Origin of the sequence: Planotetraspora mira, assembly GCF_016863275.1 — a bacterium.
GTDB classification, from domain to species: Bacteria; Actinomycetota; Actinomycetes; order Streptosporangiales; family Streptosporangiaceae; genus Planotetraspora; species Planotetraspora mira.
On record NZ_BOOO01000049.1, the window covers coordinates 13646 to 33302 of the forward strand.

Sequence of the window (19657 nt, forward strand, 5' to 3'; positions counted from 1 at the left end):
CACGCAAGCTTTGTGTGATCTCCACCAGATCGCGGAGAAGGAGCACCCGATCACCACCCCATCCAGCTTCGCGGAAGCGCTGCGTCGCCATCGGCACTCGGCCCGGATGACGCTGGAGCAGCTCGCCGAGGCCTCGGGGGTCAGCGACCGGACGCTGTCGGACATGGAACGCGGACGCAGCAGGGGCCCCCAGCACCGGACCGTCACCGCACTGGCCGACGCCCTCGGCCTGGCTGACGCCGACCGCAAACAGCTTGTCGAGCTGGCGCGCGTGGGCCGCCTGCGTGACCACTGGAACCGTCAGACCGGGCTGTGCGAGCTGCCCCGCTCCGTCGACGACTTCACCGGCCGAGCCGCGGAACTGGCCTGGACCAACGAGCTGGTGCACGCCGGCAACGCGCCGGGCGTCGCCGGCGTGGGGCTCATCACCGGCTCTGCCGGGCTGGGCAAGACCACGTTGACAGTCCGCGCCGCCCACGCCCTGCGGCCGGACTTCCCCAACGGGGTGTTCTTCCTCGACCTGTTCGGCATGTCCCCGCAGCCCCTGCCCGTCGACGAGGCCCTGGGCATGCTGCTTCGCGCTCTCGGAATCGCAGATCAGCAGATCCCGGGCGACGTCACCGGGCGTGTGTCCTTGTACCGGTCGCTGCTGCGCGAGCGGCGCGTGCTGGTCGTGCTCGACAACGCCGCCTCCGAGGAACAGGTCCGGCCGCTGCTGCCGGGCGGCGGCGCGGGCAAAGCCCTGGTGACCAGCCGCCGCCTGCTGGCCGGTCTGGAAGGAGTACGCAGACTCAGCCTCGGGCCCTTGCCCCTGCTGGAGGCCACCGAACTGCTGACCGAGATCCTGAAAGACCGCGGCGCCTCGGACGAAGGATCGGCCGTCTGGCAGCTCGCGCAGCTGTGCGGCGGTCTGCCCCTCGCGCTGCGGATCGCCGGAAATCGGTTGGTCAGCCGGCCCGGATGGAACGCCGCCGACCTCGCCGTCCGGCTGACGAACGAGGAGCACCGCCTGGACCAGCTCAGCGCCGGCGATCTGAAGATCGCCACCGCGTTCGGCTTGTCCTACGAGCAGCTGGCGGACTCGACGCAGCGGGTCTTCCGCCGGCTCTCCCTGGTGCCGGGTCGCAACTTCGACGCCGCTCTCGCCGCGGTGGTGGCCGGTAGTGCATCGGCCGAGGGGGCATGGGACGCCCTCGACGAACTCGTGGACCTCGGCCTGCTGCAGGACAACATGTCGGGACGCTACCGTTTCCACGACCTGGTCCGGCTGTTCGCCCGCGACCGGCTGCACGCGGAGGAGTCCGAGGCCGACCGCGAGGCGGTCACCGTGACGGTGACGTCGTGGCTGCTGCGGATGGCCACCACCGCAGGGCGGTGGTTCGAACCCGCCTACAGTCCTTCCGACCGACCTGACATCGGCCTCGCCGACCTGTCCTCCCCGGAGAAGGCCGACCACTGGCTGCGCGCCAATGTGGACAACTGGCTGGGCGCATTACGCCACGTGGCGAGCATCGGCCGGTTCGCCGCCGTCCTCGACTGCACCGAGTCGATGCACTGGTTCTCCGACCGCTGGATGCAGGCGCCACATTGGCACGAGGTCTTCACCCTCGGTGCCGAGGCCGCCGCCGCCCTGGGCGATCCGGCCCGGCAGGCCGCGCAGCTCAACTTGCTGGCCTGGGTCCATCTGGTGCCGCGAGAGGACCTGGAGACCACACTGCGGTACGCAGCCCAGGCGATCGACCTGGCCACCCGCAGTGGCGCCACGGCGCAGATCGCCCTGGCCCACCACAACGCGGGGGGCGCGCTTCGAAGGCTCGGGCGGCTGGAGGAGGCCATTGCGGCCGAAACCCAGGCGGCGGAGATGTTCAAGGCGAGCGGCGACATCGATCGGTACGGCCAGTGTCTCGGCGCCCTCGGCACCTGCCTTCGCGATGCCGGACACCACACCGAGGCACTGGAGCAATACCTCGATCTGTCGGCCCTGCTGAACGACGACCGGTCGGGGATGACGCCGAGCGTCGCAGCGTTCACCCGGCCGATCGCGCTTGCCCGCGTCGGCGAATGTCTGGGACTGCTCGGCCACCGGGCCGAAGCGATCATCAAGCTCACCGAGGCGATCGGCCTCATGGAGCAGGCTCAATTACCCGTCCCGCAGGCCCACTCCCTGGAAACGCTGGCGGCCTTGCTGGCCGAGGAGGGCCGGACCGGCGAGAGCCGCCATGCCTACGCGCGGGCGGCCGAGGTGTACGAGGCCATCGACGACGCCGAGGCGAGCACCCGCTGCCGCGACCTGGCGAACGCCGCACCCTGACAGTGTCCGCGCTACTTCTGCGTCCTGTTCTTCGTGGCCGGGCCGCGTGCGCGCGGCTTCGATGGAGTGCACCGGGACAGGCATCGGGCCTGTCCCTCCAGATCAGGAGCAACCATGACAAGCATCAGGAACATCGTGCTCGTGCACGGTGGCTTCGTGGACGGATCCGGCTGGCAGGGCGTCTACGACGAGCTGACCAGGGATGGGCTCCGCGTCCACATCGTGCAGAACCCGACACTGTCGCTGGAGGATGACGCCGCTGTGACCCGCCGGGTCCTGGACGGCCTCGACGGCCCGGCCATCCTGATCGGCCACTCCTACGGCGGGGCCGTCATCAGCGAAGCCGGCACCCACCCCAACGTCGCGGCGCTGGTGTACATCGCCGCCTTCGCCCCCGACAAGGGCGAATCGGTCAACACGCTCATCGCCGACCCGCCGCCCGGGACGCCGGTGCCGCCCATCCTGCCCCCGCGCGACGGCTTCCTGTTCCTTGACCGCGACAAGTTCCACGGATCGTTCGCCGCCGACCTGCCCCCGCAACTGGCCGCGTTCATGGCCGACGCCCAGGTCCCCTGGGGCGTCGACGCCCTCAACGGCGCAGTCACCGAACCGGCCTGGCGGCACAGGCCCAGCTGGTACCTGGTCGCGACCGAGGACCGCATGATCCCGCCGCCGGCCCAGCGCGCCATGGCAGAACGCGCCGGATCGTTCGTCGTCGACGCGATCGGCAGCCACGCCGTCTACGTTTCCCAGCCCGCCGCGGTCGCCGACCTCATCCGCCAGGCAGCCGCCTGACGACGTCCGCCCTCGCGCGCTCGGATACCGGTCGCGTCCAGCCGGACAGAGGGCGAGGCCTACGCCGTCAACCCGCGGCGGGCGGACGTGCCCGTGACCACAGCCAACTGCCAGTCAGCCATCCACGGATTTCTCACGCTCAACGCCCTGCGCGGCAAGGCGGCGATCGATCAGGCCGAACGCCTTCTGGCCCGGGCGCTCGGCCCCTGACAACAGGAGGCAGACATGACAAGCAGACCGGTGACCAAGGCCGCCGTCATCGGCACCGCGCTCGAGTTCTACGACCACGCCCTCTTCGGACTGGGAGCGGCGATCGTCTTCGACAAACAGTTCTTCCCGGCCGGCCAGCCTCTCGCGGGCACCCTCGGCTCCTTCGCCGCGTTCGCGGTCGGATTCCTGGCCCGTCCCATCGGCGGTGTCGTGCTCGGCCACTACGGCGACCGCGTCGGGCGCAAGCCCATGCTGGTCTTGACGCTGCTGCTGATGGGACTGTCCACGGTCGGCATCGGGCTGCTGCCCACCTACGATCAGGTGGGCATGGCGGCGCCTGTCCTGCTGGCGCTGCTCCGGCTGGCGCAGGGTTTCGGCGCGGGAGCCGAGTACGCGGGCGCCCTGGTCATGGTGGCCGAGAGCAGTGACCCCCGCCGGCGGGGCCTGTGGGCCTCGCTTCCCGGCGCGGGCGTCCAGATCGGCATCCTGACCGCCACGCTCGTCTTCACCGGGGCCGCGGCGCTGCCGTCGTTCGAGACCTGGGGCTGGCGCTTGCCGTTCCTGCTCAGCCTCGTGGGCGTGGGCGTAGGACTGTTCCTCAGGTTCCAGGTGCAGGAGTCGGAGCTCTTCGAGCGCGAGCGTGCGCGCGGCTTGAGCCGCTTCCCGGCGCTGGAGGTCGTCAGGAGGCAGCCGCGGATCCTGCTGATCGCCTTCGCGGCCAATGCTCCCTTCGGCGCGATCGCCTACATCCTGAATGTCTTCATGTTGTCATACGTGACCAGGACGCTCGGCCTGCCGGCCACGGTGGGTCTGGTCGCCAAACTGCTCGCCGCCGCAGTGGCGATCGCGGTCACGCCGCTGTTCGGGCTTCTGGCCGACCGCGTCGGCCGTCGTCCCGTCTTCCTCAGCGCCGCGCTCCTGCTCGGCGTGTTCGCCTTCCCGATGTTATGGCTGGTCGACACCGGTCACCCCGCATTGGTGATCCTCGCTGTCACGGTGGGTTACGGCGTCTGCGTCGCCGGGATGTTCGCCGTGCTGGCCTCGATGTTGACCGAGCTGTTCGACACCCGCTACCGCTACAGCGGCGTCGCGATCGCCCGCGAGTGGACGGCCGCGCTGACCAGCGGCCCCGCCCCGCTCGTGGCGGCAGCCCTTGTGGCGGGCGCCGGTGGAGCGTCTTGGCCCATCGCCCTCCTGCTGGTGGTGTGCGCGGCGATCACCTTCACCGCCGTCCTTTTCGCTCCGGAAACCCGCCATCGGAACCTGACCGAAGTCGTGAGCGAACCGGCGTTCCGTACGGGTGCAGTCATCTGACCGATTGCCGCCGAGCGCCGCGGATCTAGCGTCGAGCCCATCGACACCCATCCGAAAGAGACGTGAAATGCCCTACGTGAGCGCCGCCGACGGCACACAGATCTTCTACAAGGACTGGGGCAGTGGTCATCCCATCGTGTTCAGCCATGGATGGCCGCTGAACGCCGACGCGTGGGACAACCAACTCCATCTGGTCGCCTCCCACGGCTGGCGCGCCATCGCCCACGACCGTCGCGGCCACGGCCGCTCCAACCAGCCGTGGCACGGCAACGACATGGACACCTACGCCGACGACCTGGCCGCCCTGCTGGACACGCTCGACCTTCGCGACGTCGTGCTGGTCGGGCACTCCACCGGCGGCGGCGAGGTGACCCGCTACATCGGCAGGCACGGCAGCGCCCGTGTGGCCAAGGCCGTGCTGCTGGGTGCGGTCCCGCCACTGATGCTCAGGACCGACGCCAACCCTCACGGGTTGCCGATCGAGGAGTTCGACCGCATCAGGGCCGGGGTCGCAGCCGACCGGTCCCAGTTCTACAAGGAGCTGGCCGTCCCCTTCTACGGTTACAACCGGCCAGGCGCGCAACCGTCGCAGGGCGTCATCGACGCCTTCTGGCTCTGGAGCATGCAGGTGGGCGTCAAAGGCGCGCTCGACTGCATCAAGGCCTTCTCCGAGACCGACTTCACCGAGGACCTCAAGCGCTTCGACGTCCCCACGCTGATCGCGCACGGGGATGACGACCAGATCGTGCCTATCGTCGCCTCCGCGTTGGAATCAGCTCAGCTCGTCAAGGGCGCCACCTTGAAGATCTACGAGGGTGCCCCGCACGGCTTGGCGGGTGCCTTCGAAAGTGACTTCAACGACGACCTGCTGGCGTTCATCACCCGGTAAAGGCCCCCCACCGCACATCCTATGGACAGCATGCCGACGGCCGGCGCTCGCACCGAGGGCCGGCCGGCCGCTGAGGACCGCAAAGAGTGCAACGCATGGAATCTGGTTCGTCGCCTGCGCATCCGTCGGGAATCCACGATGACATGCACGAGGCAGGCGTCGCCATCATCTGCTGGCGACGCCTCACCCGCTGATCATTGCGTTGGGAGCGCTGAACCATCTTGACCTAGAAGCACCAACCAGGAGCACGCCGAGCAGGCCAAGGCGGGCTGGATCGAGTAAACGTGGCGTGGAGCGGTGCCCGCCGTGGATGATCAAGTTGTCTGCTGAGGTTACACGTGGTGTCGGCTGGGCGTCATCGAACGGTGGCCTGGAGCGGCGATGAATTCCTTATGCGTAAATACCTGCTCGCCGCCACCATGATCGCCACATCACTGGCCGCCGGTATCGCCTCACCCGGCATCGCCGGCGCCGACTCAGGTCACTCCGGCCGCGGACCTTCCTTCACCTTCGCCCTGCTGGGCGACACGCCCTACGGGGAAGCACAGGAAGCCGCGTTCCCCACCCTGGTCGAGGACATCAACTCCGACAGGGACGTCAAGCTCGTCCTGCACGCGGGCGACGTCAAGAGCGGCTCCACCTCCTGTGACGACGCGCACCTGACCGCGACGGCGAAGCAGTACCAGACCTTCGACGACCCGTTCGTGCTGACTCCCGGCGACAACGACTGGACCGACTGTCACCGCACCGCTGCGGGTGGCTTCCTCCCCACGGAACGGCTCGAGGCCTTCCGCCGGATCTTCTACCCGGTCGCCGGCCGTACCCTCGGCCGCCACCCCATGAAGGTCGAGACCCAGGCCCGCGACCCGCAGCACCGCGACTACGTCGAGAACGTGCTCTTCACTGAGAAGCGCGTCGTCTTCGCCACGGTGCATGTGGTCGGCAGCGCGAACGACCTGGCCCCGTGGGCTCAGCTGCCCGGCGGGGACCAGCCAGAGCTGCGAACGGCCGAGTACGAGGCTCGCAAAGCCGCCTCGCTCGACTGGATCGACAACGCCTTCGACACCGCCCGGCGCACCCACGCCCCTGGTGTCCTGCTCCTGCTGCAGGCCGAGCCCACGCAGTCCGCGGGGTTCACCGAAATCCGCGAGCGCATCGTCGAACGTTCTCGCGCGTACGGCAAGCCGGTGCTGCTCGTACACGGTGACGAGCATGTCCAGGAGGTGGAGCCGAACTACGCCGGTGTTCCCAACCTGACCCGGCTGGAGACGTTCGGCGACACCGCCAGCCAGTGGCTGCGAGTCACGGTCAAGCCGAAGTCGCCCGAGGTCTTCTCCTGGAAGCAGGAGACCGTCCCGGCGGCATGACACACCCCGGCCGTAGCCGCTCCGCGCTCGGCGGCGGCTACGGCGGGGAACCCGTAAGCGGACCGGCGCGTCCGACCCCAGGGGATGACATGCGGGGCCAGCTGTCGGTTGGCGCCCCTGAGCCGGCGGCCGCGCATCACATCGCCAAGTCGAGGACGGCCTGGGCGCCGACCGGGGCCTTCTTCTTGCGCCGCTGTTAGCCATGTCGTAGCCACCGCCAGGCGCACCTCCCGGGTTGTGCAGATCTCCGGGTGATGCCCCGACCGTGACTATCGGGCCCCCGCTCCAGCCACACCGCGGTCGCCTCCGCCTCGATGAGTGCCTGCAGCACGGCTTGCAGAGCGTGGCGGATGACGTCGGCGGCGTCGGCGGCTTTCAAAGACTCCAACAGGTCGAGCAGGGCAGACTGGTCCAGAGCCGTCGTGTGGCGTCCTTCGCGAGAGCCTTTGGTCGGGAACTCGCTGACCGTCACACGATGGCTCGCCCCATGTCCGGGGCTTGCTTCACCAGCTTGGAGTTACACCACCCGAGGGGACGTCACCCTACGCGCATGACGTGTGGTCCCCGAATACTCCCTCGCCAGGTCAGGGGCGCGCGAACAGCGTCGCGATTCCCTGCCCCACGCCGCCGTTTCTGCGCGTTCTATGGCACGGCACATCGGGGCCGAACCGCCTATGCGCTCGGGTTTACCGGACTAGGAGTGGGTGCATCTCGGTTCGCCGCCGACGTCATGTTGGACCTCCTCGATGGTCGGCCGACCGAACGAACGGAATTGGAGATGGTACGTCGGAAGCCGCTGCCATTCCCGCCAGAGCCCTTCGCCTGGGTGGCGATCCAGGCCACGCGTCGGTCGCTCGCTCTGCACGACGCAACCGGTCGCCGCAACCTGTGGTTGCGCACGCTGGACAGGCTAGGCCTAGGGTTCGACTCATGAGCGGCCCTTGGTGACGGCGGCCATGGAAGCTCCCCTTGGGCGGCCAGATACCTGCGCCTGCCGATAATTACATCCGTCCATGTCATGGCCAGGTGGGGCTTCACGGGCTGGGTGTCCGACAGCCAGTCGGCGAACTCTCGGACGCCGTCGGCGTAGGTCTCACGGGGGCTATGTCGTCGTCATCTGTCTTTGCGATATCGCCGGCAAGGCCCGCGGTGGCACGGGCCAGGAGAATGGCTCCGACGAGGGTGGCGGTCGCGGCCAGGCCGTCCTCGCGGTCACCGGGCCAGCGCCGTCGCGGAGGCTGCGCGGCTCAGACGACGAGGGTGCCGATGTCTGCGGCGACTTGGGCGAGGGCCCGGATGCGCTCGTTCTCGGTCTCAGTACGCCACACCAGGGCATATGGCAGGGCGTCGATGTCGCTGACGGGCAGGTAGGCGATGTCGGGCCGGTTCCAATAGCGCGTCATGTGGGCGGGGAAGAGATTGACGAGTTCCCCGGTGCTGGTCAGGGTGAAAATCTCCTCCGTGTTGCGTACCAACGGGCCGCGTTCGATAGGGCGGCCCTTGCGGGTGTAGAACGGGCAGAAGCTGTCGGCCCAGTAGTCCGGTATCGACGGGCCGTCGCTGTGCTGGAAGTCGGCGAGCATCTCCAGTGAGACGGAAGTGCGCCGGGTGAGTTCGTGGTCGGCGGCCACAGCCACCACCCGCGGGTCGGCGAACAGGACCGGACCCACCGTCAAGTCGGGTTCTTCGACCGGCATCCAGCAGATCAGGATGTCAAGGTCGCCGCGACGCAACCCGGCGAACGGGTCGATGAAGGGGGCGTGCTGGATCTGCAGTTTCCACTGCGGGTGACGCGTGCGGAAGGTGTCCCAGTAGGGACGCAGCTCGTGGGCGTTGAGGGGGATCATGCCGACGCGCAGCACGGCGGTGACGCCCTGGGCGGCCAGCTTGGCTCGGCGCATGCCGTCCTGCAGCCCGGAGTAGACGGGCCAGAGGTCGTCGCAGAGCTGCCGGCCGAGCGGTGTCAGCCGGACCGTGCGGCTGGTGCGGTCGAACAGCGGGGCGCCGATCTGGCGTTCCTGTTTCTTGATGGCCTGGGTGATGCGTGCGGGGCTCACGCGCAGCCGTTCGGCGGTCCGCCCGAAATGCAGCTCTTCGGCAAGGGTCAGGAAGATCTCGATGTCGCGAAGTTCCACGACTCTCTCTCGCTTAACTCGGGGGGTAATACGGCCCTGCGTAGATTGCCGTTGTTTCGGGGTTGTCGTCGCGTTGATCCTAGTCACGGCCGAGTCGGGCCACTCCTGCAGTGACGACATGACACCTTCGATGGGCAAACCTGGTGACGGCTTCGTTAACGACATCTTGTGCCCCTTGATGCGCGCATGCTCGTCTCCACTAGGGGCGCCGACCCTGCTCCGAAATCAGGTCATGCTCTTGATCGTGTGCGGCCCCGGCGACGAGGTCATCTGTGATCGACGGGCCATCAGCGGGCCATTAGCTAGGGTGACGATGGGTCAATCACGGTCACTCATGGCCGCCCCGAAGCCCAGCTCAGCGAGCCTACGAGGCGTGATCCATACACTTCCCAAGCTGACAGCGCGGGCTCGCTTCCCGTCACCCGCTTCGGGCAATGGCGATGTCCCTCAGCCATGTTCCGACAAACGTGTCCTAGCCATCTCCCAGGGCCGCATGTCGCCATCGTCGTCGGCGTCTCCCACGTACCAACCCGCGTCTGAAAGCCAGGTTTCCAGCCACTCGGTCAGGCTCCCGGAGTCGACGAACCATGCCTCAGGCCAGTCGTCGTCGCTTCCGATCGCGTTCGGTTCGAAGAGCAGTACCGCACCCTCAGGGCTGAGGCAGTCCACGGCGGCGTACATGCCGCATCCCCAATCCAGGATCGGTAAGACTCCCGCCGGCCAGCGTGTGCGATCTCCGGATAGCAACATCGAACGTTCCTCAAAGTAGGTGTCGATGGCGGTACGCCCCTCTCCCAGGAGTGGGAAGAGTTGGTAGTCAGGGCCGAAGCCGCCATTGGCCACCTCGCGGTAGAGCCTGACGAGCACCGGTGGCAACGTGAAGCCCAGCATGCTCTCTGCTTGGGCCAGCTCCTCTACCTTCGCCGTACGAGGCAACTGCCCCTCGGCCGCGAGGGCCTTCACTGACACCCGCTGGATAAGATCATCTATATTTGCCACGACGATGATCCTGCCATCCGTGCATGACATTTCTCCCGCCTCCGCCAGGGCAACCGCGGTGTCGGCGACCAGCGCCACACCTGACTTGAACGCCGCTGGAGATCGTTTGGGGACCTTGTAAACAGAAGGCCCGCAGAGCGCCTCTCGCACGCGGGTACGAGCTTGATCACGTGCCACAGGCGTGCCATATCCCATGGGAAACAGCGGGGAATCACGGTCATTCACGGATCATGAACAAAGAGGCCCACGACCGGCATTTCTGCTGATCAGGGGCCTCTTTAGGCTGGTGTGGCAGGTGCAAGGTTCGAACTTGCGTAGGCTGAGCCGACGGTTTTACAGAGCGGCGTCTACTACGTCGGCACACATCGCTTTACCTGCTAGAACGTCATCGAAATGGTTCACAGAATGTCCGGGCTACGCGCATACGACGCAAGCCGCTTCAGCGCCGCTCTTTCGATCTACGCTGGTGACGTGCACAAGGAACTCCTGGCTGCGCTGGAACCGGTATGTCGCGACCTGCACACGAACTGCGCCGTCCCTCCCGACATCCGCGAGATCCCCGACGGGTGGGAAGGGTTGGCGTCCGCCATGTTCTATGCTCCCGACGGCAGCGGGCAGGGCGTCTCCGTGGTGGTTGGACAGGACCCGACCGAGCAGGTGTCGCGGCTCGCAGATCAGGTGCAGGAGTGGGCGGTGGAAGCGTTGTGGACCGCAGGCCTGTCCGCGGTGTGGCCTCACTGCCCGTCGCATCCCGATTCGCACCCTCTGGTCGCCAGGGTTGCATGCGGCGAGGCAGCGTGGTTCTGCCCGAAGACCGGTGAACTGGTTGCTCCCATCGGGCAATTGCCTGCTATTACGCCTCCCCCAAAGGGATCCTCGCGCAGGAATCGATAGCACAGCCGGCACGTGAGTCTGGAACGAAGACCACTGCCTCGCTCTCGTGCGGCCACGTTGCTGTACCTGGCTGCTGTACAGCTCGCTTTGTCAGCTCGGCCAGCTCAACTACTCCACAATCACCCTGGAGCCGGAGCGCCCCGCTAGAGTCGCGTTCCTTGTCCGAGGTTCATGCCTTACGGATCTTCTCCGTCGTTGTACCAGGTGACAGCGGGCCAGCGCTCCCCTGCGGCGAGGAACTGGTTCGCAATCGGTACAGGCCTCATCCCGCCGGGATGGCCGTCAGGGGGTTGGCGGGCCGGTGGGGAACAGGATGGGGCTGAGCAGGTACGGCGCGCGGCCCCCGGGACAGACTGGTTTCCGAGGTGGGGTCGAGGACCGCAAGCAGTGTCCCGATGAGGGCGCCGAGTTCGTCTGGGGTGAGCCAGATGGTGCCTTGGCGGTAGGAGACTGCGTCGGCGGTGGGACTCGCGCCCTGGCGGTCGAGGTAGGCGTTGAACTCGGCTAAGCGCATAGATCAGGGTCTTCACCTGTTACAGAGTGAGACGGTGCTTTCTGGCGGCCCTCTCGCCCGCGGTGCGGCACAGCCCGCCGAGATCTGCGGGGCGAGACCGGAGACGTCGGCGGTGACCGCGTCGATGTGATCACCGGGATCGAAGAACCTCTGAATGTTCGTTCGCGGTCGCAGGCACGCGTCCACGTCGGCCGGGGTCCTGGGCGCCACGGCCGATCCGACTCCGGACAGCCCGCGAACTGACGCGTCGCCTAGCGACCAGGTCAACATTCGCGCTGAAGCCGCAAGGAATCCGTCAAGACGCATCAGAAGCCCGAAGTCTCGCGATTCTCTGTATATAAAGCCGTCCGACTTCGATGACTTGAGGTGGTCTCGCGAATCCGAGGAGTGGAGATGGCCGACATCATCATCGTCGTTCTGACGATCGCCATGTTCGCGATCTTTGGACTTGCCGTGAGGGCGCTCGAGCGGCTGTGAGTGCCCCACTGGTCTCGTGGCACCATCGGCGGGCCTGGTGCCCCATGGTCGCGAGCAGACGATGCCGAATCGGCCGGCGATTCGCCGCTGCACGGGTCGAGCAAAGGCTGACGAGCGAGTGCGTCGCCGCAGAAACACAATGTCAGGACCGCGGGTATGTGTTTCGCAGGGGCCCGCGCCATCTGACCCGAGCCGTGCGCCCGGCCGAGATCTTCGAGGGCCGGGCGTCGGGGCGGGTTTCGCTCGTTACCGGTGCCTGTTTGACCGCCTGCTCGAGGAGTCCAGGCGGAGGACGTCACTCTGACCATCTGTGGAGGTAGCCATGAGCAGTCCGGCCGAGCCGAAGACAACCGGTGCCGCCGAGACAGTCGACCTGATGGACCCCGTGCTGATGAGCGACCCGTTCGGCGGGTTTTCGCGAATGCGAGAAACGGCCCCGATGGTGCGCGGCACTTTGCCCGGTACCGACACACCGATCTGGCTCGTCACCCGGTACGACGACGTCAAGCTGGTGCTGAGTGACCGGCGTTTCGTCAACGACCCCGCGAATGTGCCCGGGATGGACGTGCAGAACATCCGCGAGAAGGCGATCCAGGCGCGTGGAATCCCTCCGGAATACGCGCAGTACCTGCTGGACGGCATCCTGGACGTCGACGGTGCGGACCACATCCGCCTGCGCAAGCTCGTGTCCCGCACGTTCACCGCCCGCCGGGTCTCCGAACTGCGGCCACGGGTGCAGGAGATCACCGAGGACCTTCTGGACAGACTGGCCGCAACAACCGCGGACGGCGTCGTCGAACTGATGGAGCGATTCGCCTACCCTCTGCCGATCACCGTCATCTGCGAACTGGTCGGCATTCCCGCGGAGGACCGCCCGCAGTGGCGGGAATGGGGAAAGGCCCTGGTGTCGCTGGAACCCGGACGCTTCGGCGACGTCGTCGCCGCCATGGTCGCGCACATCCAGGAGTTGATCGAGCGGCGCCGGGCGGAACCCGCCGGCGACCTGCTCACCGGGCTGATCCGCGCCCACGACGAGGACGGCGATCACCTCAGCGACACCGAGATGATCACGCTCGTCTTGACGTTGGTCCTCGCGGGGCACGAGACCACCGCGCACCTGATCGGCAATGGGATCGCGGCTCTACTCACGCATCCTGAGCAGCTTGCCCTGCTCCGGGACCAACCAGGGCTGATGCCTCGCGCCGTCCATGAGCTGATGCGCTGGTGCGGCCCCGTCCACGCGACACGGATGCGTTACGCCACGGAGGACCTTGAGATCGGCGGCATGCCGGTTCGCCAAGGTGAGGCGGTGATGGCCATTCTTGTGGGAGCCAACTACGACCCGCGCGAGTTCGATGCGCCGGATCGGCTCGACATCACCCGTGAGCCGGACGAACGCCGGGAGAGCCATGTCGGATTCGGACATGGTTTGCATTACTGCTTGGGCGCGGCGCTGGCTCGCCAGGAAGGCGAGGTGGCGTTCCAAGCGCTGTTGCGCCACTTCCCCGATCTCGCACTGGCCATCGATCCGAAGGATCTGGAGCGCCAGATGCTCCCCGGTTCGTGGCGCCTGGCGCGATTGCCGCTGAGGATCTCAGGACAAGCGACAGCATCTTCCTGATCTACCGCGCTGAGACATGGCGGTTCATGCGCGCCGAAACACCCGACCGGCGCCGGAGCGGATGTGGACCGCACCACTCCCCGGAGCTCAGGCGCGGACCGCCAGGCCGGGGTGTCAGCCGAAGAGGGAGTGCCCGTCGCCGCGCCTGACGCGGCGGCGGATCACCACGGCGAGGTCGACACCGGCGATGAGGGCGAGTACGGCCAGGCCGATCGCCAGAGTGGTCAGCCCCACGGCGGACGCCGCCGCCGCAAAGACGGCGCAGACGACCAGTCCGAAGGCGGCCAGCACGATCCGCAGATTGAGCGCGCTCTGCGGCCGTTCCGCGGTCGGAGAGAACACCGACCAGAACCTGTCACGGGCACCCGCACGCCGCTCGCGGGCCTCCTTCCGTCCGCTGTCGCCGATCCCGGGCCCACCGTTGTGGGGCGGCTTCTCCATGTCGCTCATCCTCCTTCCTCACCCTGCACCCCTACCCACACGGCAGGCATCGTCGATGATCACGGTCTTCACCTATCGGTGGGGCAAATTCCAGCCCAAATTGCGTCGCCATCAATGTGCGGTCGGGTATCGCGGGCATGGGGCCCGGTAGCGGACCCGGCCCGATCTGTGGAGGACGTCATGGCCCAGGCATCGACCTCCGTCGGCAGAGCACGCAGCCGGCCTCGCAAGGAGCGACAGGAGCAGCATGAGGAGCAATGCGTCACCCTGCCGCTGATCGGCGAGGTGACCATGCCCCCACGCGATCATCTCGTCTTCTATGCGGTGCTGGGGCTCGTGGGTGTGCTCGAGATCATCGAGTGGCCTTTGGTGCTCATAGTCGGTGGCGGCCACTTCCTTTCTCAGCAGCAGCGGTCCCCCATCCTGCAACAGGCCGGCGAGGCCGCGTCGGCAGCGTAGGCTCCTCGAAGGCGAGTTCACGTCACGTCACACGGTACGGCCGGCAGTTCCGGGGCCGATCTCCGCGGGTCGCACGATCACACCGTCATGGTGACGTTCAACGGGCGGCTCCTGGCGCCACCGCATCTGACGGCATGGCTCAGTTGGCGGGCGGATCGACGACCTCGGCCACCAGGGACACCACCTCGTGGAGGTGAGCTGGGGTGGTCAGGTGGCCGACGCCGGAGAAGACCCGAACGTCGAGGTTCATGGTTCGGCGCACTGCCGGTGCCAGTCGATGGGGTGGCAGGAACCGGTCATGTTCTCCGACTCCGACGACGCACGGCTGCTCGGCGCGACTGGCCAGTAGTTCGGCGGGCAGGGGCGGAGGGGCCAGCGTTGTGCGGCAACAGGTGGCCATGAGGGCCATCCACTCCACCTCGGTCTCGGGCGGGTCCGCGCCGGGGGCGACGAACAACCGGAGCATGCGGCGGGTGTGTTCGGCTGTGGGACGCAGTAGCCAAACGGCCGAAGCCAGCGCCAATTTCGGGTCCACACTGAGACGGATGAAGCCGGCGGGTGAGACCAGCGCCCGCGCGGTGATTCGGGGCGAGTCGGCGGCCAGGGCGACGGCGGCGCCCAGTGAATTGCCCACCAACACAACCCCGTCGGCATCCATGGCCGCCAGAATCTCTTCCAGCGCTCGGCCGTACCAGGCCAGCCGTGCCCGGCGAGGCCGACGCGGATCGCTGAGTCCGGGCTGACCCGGCAGATCCACCACTGTGGTCGCCCAGTGGACCGACAGCGCCTGCAGCCACGGCAAAGCCACCGCAGCGTTGGAGCCGGTCCCGGGCACCATGACGACCCGCGGCCGTCCAGTTCCGGCAGAGGTGAGTTCCACTCGGCCGACGCTGGTGTCCAAGGTCGCGCTGGTGAGTGGGAAGTCCGCTCGCGCGAAAACTTCCGAACACCATTGCCGCACCGCACGTTGACCACGTGGGTTCTTATATACGGTCGGCATTGCGCCAGTGTGCGCGGCGGCTCGTGCATCGTCCAGCCCTGATCAACCGAGGCGGGTAATGCGACCTCCTCGATGGCGGCAGAGGAAGCGGCAGACGAGGTCTTGTACATGAGGTCGACCGGCCACTCAAGCAACTTGCCTTTGCGGAACGTCGCTCCTGCGCGTACGAGCACGAGGTAGGGCGCGTTGCCCGACCGCCAGCGGGTCTGCGCGGCCTCGATCAACTTGCAGACCATCGCCAGGCCTGCGGCGCGAGACCCAGGGCCTTGGTGACCTTGGTGCGCAAACGCATCACCGCGAAAGTTGGATTCGATCGGGCTCATGGTGCACAGGTGGATCCAATGCATGCCGGATCATCGAGGTCGAGCCGCAGCCCTCAGCAGCCCTCCTCGTCCCAAGATGCGCAACTTGATCGGCAGGTCAGGGCGGAGACCAGTCGTCGTCGTAGCCGTCGCGGTGCCGGTAGCCACTGGAAAGCAGGCGAACCGTGCGGCACGGCACCCCATGCTTGTGGCTACAGGTTCGGCATGCCGGGACCTGCGTGGCGCGCATGTCCTCCCCGATCCCGCTCACCTGAACGATGGCGTGGGCGTCGAGGATGGCCAGCTCCGCTTCGCAGCGGGCAATCGTCTCGTGGGGGTCGTTGGCGGCCATGTGGATTGCCACATTGCGGTCGCCCAACTGATAGAGCTCACCGCCGCTTGTTCGCAGGTCGCCGATGGACGGGTTGTCCCACACCGGGCCGACGGATTTGCCGGCGTTCTGCGCGTCGCGCAGGGTCACCTCGATGGTGGCGCGGAGCCATTGGTCCAGAGCGCTCATGACGTGGCCCCCTTCACGCGTGCCGAGATCGCATGCGCCTCGTCCCACCCGTCGATATACCCGCTCCGGCGTCACGGGCAGCGGCCTGTACGGCCTGATCATGGTCGTGCTGGGTGGCCATCTTCCTGGGCGGTCTCATGGTGGGCCGTACGCCGGAGTTCTCGGGCAAGCGCCGGTTGACGCCGGCACACTGCACACCCAAGTCGTCAGCTTCGTGACCCTGACCACAGGCGTCGCGCTGATCGTCGCGCTGCTCAACTTCCTGCCCGCGCTCTCCCTCGGCCCCCTCGCCGACGGCCTACTCGGTTAGCCCGGACCGTGCGCCGGACCCCGTCCGGCGCACGGACCACCGACGCGAAAGAGAACGATCAACGGGCGCGATGCCGATCTTGCCGTCGTGCTACCTCGGCTGATGCTTGACACTGCGGCCTCGGTTGATGGCTGACGTGATCAATCCGGAGTGGGGCCGGGGGTGCGACTCGCGGCATTGGCGTGCACCCGATCAAGCGATGTTGGCGCAGATCGAACCGCGAACTCATGCTCGGCATGACGCGAGACGTCAACCTTGGTTGACGATCCATGCGATGTCAACTACGCCGCCGACGTGGCACGGGCAGCTGCACAACCTGGCGTTCTCGCTGCCGGGGTTCGCGGCGTTCGCCGCGGCGATGTTCGTCCTTGTTACGCCTACGCCCGCCGCCGCGCTCCGTGGTGGGCGACGCTCAGCATGACCAGCGGCGCCGTGTTTGTTGCCCTGTTCGCCCTGACCACGCTGGGCTTCTCGCAGCACCCGCACCTGGTCGGCGCGGCGGGCCTGCTGCGTTAGCCAGCGCAGCAGTGACAGCAGTCCGCCGACGAGAACGCCAGCCGCAAGCGCGATCCAGAAGTCGAAGCAAGCGCAGCGCCGAGGAGGACCCGTCGCCTGGGTCGGGGAACGACTGATCGAGGTCGTACTCGTCGACCGCCTTGTACGCCGGCGAAATGACCGACCCGCCGTTGATCTCGGTGACGATCTGCTTCAGCTGCTTGGTGGACCAGTACGTCTCGGAGCCCACCAAGCAGTTGGTGGCGCCCTTGTCGCGTGAGCGCGAGCTACCCGACGACCGGCTCCCTGCGCCGCCACGGTGCCCGCAGCGAATCATCCTTCGGGTCATGACGGCCCAGTGAGTTGTACCAAAGCAACCCCACCGCGCCTCCCCAAGCGATGATCGCGTTCGCCAGACCAGGATGCACCATCGCCACGATGAAGAAGGCCACCACCCAGACACCAATCAGCAAGGCATCCAACACACGACCGTTCATTGCGGCTCCCCTCACGGACACGTTCGGTCCACAGCCAGACCTGTCAGGCATAGCCAGCCATGTCTAAAGCATCGAACTTGCCGCGGTAACAGCGAGGTGAACGCGCGCCCGGCCGCGGTGGAGAATCGGTGAACGCCCGCGAACCGTGGGACGGGCACTACAGCACCTGATTCGCCGAGTAGGGCCGACATCGCGGTGGCAGGTCAGTGCCAGTTACTCGGCGCACGCTCTTTGGCAGAGTCGGAGCGCGTGACTCGCGGCATGTGCGGACGTCAAAATTTAGTTCCCTCTGGCTATTTGTACGGCCACATGTCCGACGCGGGGAAATGAAGACCCTGGTCGCAGAGTGCGACGTCCGGACCCACTGCGAAGGCGTACGACTGCTCTACGCAGCAGCCAGGAGGCTCTATGTATTCGCCCTGGGGCGTCCGCTGCGAGCACCGAAGCCGCGTCTGTGCCCGTCGCCGGATCTTGGTCCGGGGCAGTCGGTCGCGCTGCTTCTCGCTAGCGAAGATCATGCGCTCCCGGCCCCTTTCCACACCGTCGCGCACGATACCCACGAGCTTGCGGGCACCTGCCCCCACGGGTTCCGACTCGCTTGACGACCTTCCAGTCGCCACGGCCGGAAGAATCCCAGTCTGTGGTCACGTCGCCAAAGATAGTCAGTGCTGACGACCGAGACGCCACGATGCTGACTCGGTGCAGAGAGCCGGCCGGGAGGCAGCGCGCAAATGGCTACAACGGCATCGACCTGAGGAGTCCGTAGACGCGTGGCCGCGTGGTCCGCGACCGTAGTACCAGCTATGGACTGAAGCTACGTTCATCGACCGGGCACCGTTCAAGGCCGGCCGCACGCTCATCGGCAGGGTCGGGGCCGCTGCCCCACCACTCTTGTCGGCCATGATGCTCCATCAGCGGCAGAAGCGGATGTTCAGCGCCGTCATGGTGGACAGTCTGTTGCGTGTGGCGGCGATCGAATCCCGCGACGCTTACGCGGTCTGCCCGTTCACCTCAAGGGTGACGTCTGGCTTCTCGGCCCAGAAGGCGAGCAGTCCGGCGATCTCCTCAACTCTCGGGAACGGCTCCGGGTAGGACCAGACGACGTCCTCGGCCGCACCGTCACCGGTCTGAACCGACCAGTAGACGGCGTCGCCCTTGAACGGGCAGTGCGACGTGGTTGTCGATGATCTGAGCAGGTCCATCTTCACGTCCGCCGGCGGCAGATAGTACCGCGGTGGGCAGCCCGTCTCGGTGAGCAGGACCGGCCGGGAGGAGGTCGCGACGACCACGTCCTTGACCCGCACCACGACCTGATCCGATACAGGCGTGACCTCGATGTCATGTCCTCGTGTCTTCATAGAACGATCCAATCAAACGTCTCCCCGCGCGCCGCCAGCGGAACACCTCCCGGCATGACCGCGCGACCAACGCCAGAAGAGGACGTCACAACGGCAAACGCTCGCCGATCACGGGTGATGTCGCGAGGGCAGCAGGGCGGCGACATACGCGCGACCGATCCAGTCGCAGGCGCTCTTGCTACCATCCGCCATGCCCATTCCTTGGGGAACCAGCGCTGATGTGTTCAAGCAGATCCTGCGGCGGCACGGCGTCGAACCCGATTCAGTGACCGAGGTCGACGCGGCCTGGCTCGCGTTCGCCGAGTTCCTGCAACTCGGCGTCGAAGGCATCGACCCGACTCCAGACTCCGACGCTGACGACTTCATCGTCCAGTGGGGTCGCCGCTCCTGGAGCGACAGCCGCCTTACCCTGTCGTTCACTCGACAACTTGCCGTGGCTGACATCGGCGACAGAGATGATCCCTACTGGCAACCCGAACTGTGGCAGCTCGACTTGGAGATGGCCTTCAACGACGAGCCCCACCTGCTGGGCCTCGACAGGTTGGATATCCGGAACACGGGGTTCAGATTCGAGCCTATAGGCGCACCCCGAGCCGCGGAGCTGGCCGAAATGCGGGCGGATATGCAGCGGTACGCGCCTCTCCAGGCCGTGTGGAGCGCGATCCCAGCGAGCAGCCAGTTGTCCTTCGAATGCGTCTGCTGACCGTCGGCGGCATGAGCGCCCGGTCCGCGGCATGAGCGTGCGTCGT

Annotated in this window: 19 protein-coding genes and 3 pseudogenes; 12 read left to right on the top strand and 10 right to left on the bottom strand. The window is 67.0% G+C overall.

Annotated elements, in window-relative coordinates:
* The first annotated feature begins 10 nt into the window (after positions 1-10).
* The 5 genes from Pmi06nite_RS38150 (at position 11) to Pmi06nite_RS38170 (ending at position 6886) form a co-directional block, all read left to right on the top strand.
* A complete protein-coding gene (locus Pmi06nite_RS38150) occupies positions 11-2311 on the top strand; it encodes a helix-turn-helix domain-containing protein (protein WP_203958113.1) in 2301 nt (766 codons plus the stop codon).
* 114 nt (positions 2312-2425) lie between these two features.
* The gene (locus Pmi06nite_RS38155; RefSeq protein ID WP_203958114.1) at positions 2426-3106 is read left to right on the top strand and encodes an alpha/beta fold hydrolase; all 681 of its coding nucleotides are present in this window, start codon (positions 2426-2428) and stop codon (positions 3104-3106) included.
* Between the two features lie 225 nt (positions 3107-3331).
* Positions 3332-4630: an MFS transporter gene (locus Pmi06nite_RS38160; RefSeq protein WP_203958115.1), complete on the top strand. Its 1299-nt coding sequence runs from the start codon at positions 3332-3334 to the stop codon at positions 4628-4630.
* A 67-nt stretch (positions 4631-4697) separates the two neighbouring features.
* Positions 4698-5519, top strand: coding sequence for an alpha/beta fold hydrolase (locus Pmi06nite_RS38165; protein ID WP_203958116.1), 822 nt, complete (start codon positions 4698-4700; stop codon positions 5517-5519).
* Positions 5520-5911: 392 nt separating this feature from the next.
* Positions 5912-6886: a metallophosphoesterase gene (locus Pmi06nite_RS38170; protein WP_203958117.1), complete on the top strand. Its 975-nt coding sequence runs from the start codon at positions 5912-5914 to the stop codon at positions 6884-6886.
* Between the two features lie 229 nt (positions 6887-7115).
* On the opposite strand, the pseudogene Pmi06nite_RS43200 reads toward Pmi06nite_RS38170, so the two are convergent.
* A pseudogene (locus tag Pmi06nite_RS43200) lies at positions 7116-7358 on the bottom strand (hypothetical protein); the annotation flags it as partial.
* Positions 7359-7514: 156 nt separating this feature from the next.
* On the opposite strand from Pmi06nite_RS43200, the pseudogene Pmi06nite_RS42340 reads away from it, so the two are divergent.
* Positions 7515-7820: pseudogene (locus Pmi06nite_RS42340) on the top strand (FAD-dependent oxidoreductase); the annotation flags it as partial.
* Between the two features lie 313 nt (positions 7821-8133).
* On the opposite strand, the gene Pmi06nite_RS38175 reads toward Pmi06nite_RS42340, so the two are convergent.
* Together Pmi06nite_RS38175 and Pmi06nite_RS38180 are read right to left on the bottom strand one after the other, a co-directional pair.
* Positions 8134-9021: a LysR family transcriptional regulator gene (locus tag Pmi06nite_RS38175; protein ID WP_203958118.1), complete on the bottom strand. Its 888-nt coding sequence runs from the start codon at positions 9019-9021 to the stop codon at positions 8134-8136.
* A 447-nt stretch (positions 9022-9468) separates the two neighbouring features.
* On the bottom strand, positions 9469-10170 hold the full coding sequence (locus Pmi06nite_RS38180; protein ID WP_239114489.1) for an SMI1/KNR4 family protein: 702 nt from the start codon (positions 10168-10170) through the stop codon (positions 9469-9471).
* A 255-nt stretch (positions 10171-10425) separates the two neighbouring features.
* On the opposite strand from Pmi06nite_RS38180, the gene Pmi06nite_RS38185 reads away from it, so the two are divergent.
* A complete protein-coding gene (locus Pmi06nite_RS38185) occupies positions 10426-10914 on the top strand; it encodes a hypothetical protein (protein WP_203958119.1) in 489 nt (162 codons plus the stop codon).
* A gap of 262 nt (positions 10915-11176) precedes the next feature.
* Here the strand turns inward: Pmi06nite_RS38185 and Pmi06nite_RS38190 are convergent, their stop codons facing one another.
* Complete coding sequence (locus tag Pmi06nite_RS38190) at positions 11177-11428, bottom strand: hypothetical protein (RefSeq protein ID WP_203958120.1); 252 nt, start codon at positions 11426-11428, stop codon at positions 11177-11179.
* A 799-nt stretch (positions 11429-12227) separates the two neighbouring features.
* Here Pmi06nite_RS38190 and Pmi06nite_RS38195 point away from each other — a divergent pair.
* On the top strand, positions 12228-13526 hold the full coding sequence (locus tag Pmi06nite_RS38195; RefSeq protein WP_203958121.1) for a cytochrome P450 family protein: 1299 nt from the start codon (positions 12228-12230) through the stop codon (positions 13524-13526).
* Positions 13527-13640: 114 nt separating this feature from the next.
* Here the strand turns inward: Pmi06nite_RS38195 and Pmi06nite_RS38200 are convergent, their stop codons facing one another.
* Positions 13641-13976, bottom strand: coding sequence for a DUF6343 family protein (locus Pmi06nite_RS38200; RefSeq protein WP_203958122.1), 336 nt, complete (start codon positions 13974-13976; stop codon positions 13641-13643).
* Positions 13977-14147: 171 nt separating this feature from the next.
* Here Pmi06nite_RS38200 and Pmi06nite_RS38205 point away from each other — a divergent pair, with 171 nt between their 5' ends.
* Positions 14148-14426 (top strand): hypothetical protein, encoded by a 279-nt coding sequence (locus Pmi06nite_RS38205; protein ID WP_203958123.1) that lies wholly within the window; start codon positions 14148-14150, stop codon positions 14424-14426.
* Between the two features lie 139 nt (positions 14427-14565).
* On the opposite strand, the gene Pmi06nite_RS38210 is transcribed toward Pmi06nite_RS38205, so the two are convergent.
* From Pmi06nite_RS38210 to Pmi06nite_RS38215, 3 genes and pseudogenes are all read right to left on the bottom strand, one after another.
* A complete protein-coding gene (locus tag Pmi06nite_RS38210; protein WP_203958124.1) occupies positions 14566-15306 on the bottom strand; it encodes an alpha/beta fold hydrolase in 741 nt (246 codons plus the stop codon).
* A gap of 245 nt (positions 15307-15551) precedes the next feature.
* Positions 15552-15770: pseudogene (locus tag Pmi06nite_RS42345) on the bottom strand (IS256 family transposase); the annotation flags it as partial.
* Between the two features lie 76 nt (positions 15771-15846).
* Complete coding sequence (locus Pmi06nite_RS38215; RefSeq protein ID WP_203958125.1) at positions 15847-16248, bottom strand: DUF6221 family protein; 402 nt, start codon at positions 16246-16248, stop codon at positions 15847-15849.
* Positions 16249-16267: 19 nt separating this feature from the next.
* Between Pmi06nite_RS38215 and Pmi06nite_RS43205 the strand changes: the two genes are divergently transcribed.
* Entirely contained in the window at positions 16268-16558 is a 291-nt protein-coding gene (locus tag Pmi06nite_RS43205; protein WP_239114490.1) for a potassium-transporting ATPase subunit KdpA, read from the top strand.
* A 274-nt stretch (positions 16559-16832) separates the two neighbouring features.
* Entirely contained in the window at positions 16833-16979 is a 147-nt protein-coding gene (locus tag Pmi06nite_RS38230) for a hypothetical protein (protein ID WP_203958128.1), read from the top strand.
* Positions 16980-17340: 361 nt separating this feature from the next.
* Here the strand turns inward: Pmi06nite_RS38230 and Pmi06nite_RS38235 are convergent, their stop codons facing one another.
* Together Pmi06nite_RS38235 and Pmi06nite_RS38240 are read right to left on the bottom strand one after the other, a co-directional pair.
* Positions 17341-17550, bottom strand: coding sequence for a hypothetical protein (locus Pmi06nite_RS38235; protein ID WP_203958129.1), 210 nt, complete (start codon positions 17548-17550; stop codon positions 17341-17343).
* 989 nt (positions 17551-18539) lie between these two features.
* A complete protein-coding gene (locus Pmi06nite_RS38240) occupies positions 18540-18908 on the bottom strand; it encodes a DUF427 domain-containing protein (RefSeq protein ID WP_203958130.1) in 369 nt (122 codons plus the stop codon).
* A 220-nt stretch (positions 18909-19128) separates the two neighbouring features.
* Here Pmi06nite_RS38240 and Pmi06nite_RS38245 point away from each other — a divergent pair, with 220 nt between their 5' ends.
* Complete coding sequence (locus Pmi06nite_RS38245) at positions 19129-19611, top strand: hypothetical protein (RefSeq protein ID WP_203958131.1); 483 nt, start codon at positions 19129-19131, stop codon at positions 19609-19611.
* The last annotated feature ends 46 nt before the right edge of the window (positions 19612-19657 follow it).